At 74.5% G+C, this 416-nt stretch carries 1 pseudogene; it reads right to left on the bottom strand.

Annotation, left to right across the window (positions count from 1 at the left end):
- Positions 1–416 (bottom strand): annotated as a pseudogene (locus tag GTP90_RS36105) (DUF6600 domain-containing protein); the annotation flags it as partial.

Here is a 416-nt window from a genome sequence, read left to right as displayed (position 1 = left end):
GCGCTTGCTGCGGCGACACCTGGCGCCGCTCCTCCGGCTGGCGGAACTGGCGGCGGTTGTCGTCGCGCTCGCGGTCGTACCGGTCGCGGTTGGCCGGGAACGGCGTCGGCACGGCCGGCGCCGGCACCGGCGCGGCGGTGATCGGCGGGTTGGCCTTCTGGATATTCGGCGTCACCATGATGGGCGGATTGGCCTGCTGGATGTTCGGCGTCACCGCGATCGGCGGAGTGGCCTGCTGGATGTGCGGCGGCTGCCCCGGCCGGCCGTACGGACGCACATCGATACGCACGTCGCTGGGCTGGATGGTTTGCGGCGGCGCGTCGGGCCGGCCGAACTGGCCCGGCGCCAGCGTGCTGATCTGCGAACGGCCCGGCTGCGTTGGCGCCACCGGTTGCGGCGCCGGCGGCGCGGTCAGC

Source organism: Duganella vulcania, assembly GCF_009857655.1.
Lineage (GTDB): Bacteria > Pseudomonadota > Gammaproteobacteria > Burkholderiales > Burkholderiaceae_D > Rugamonas > Rugamonas vulcania.
The sequence above is the reverse complement of the archived record's forward strand: the minus strand, read 5'-3'. Positions and strand labels throughout refer to the sequence as shown.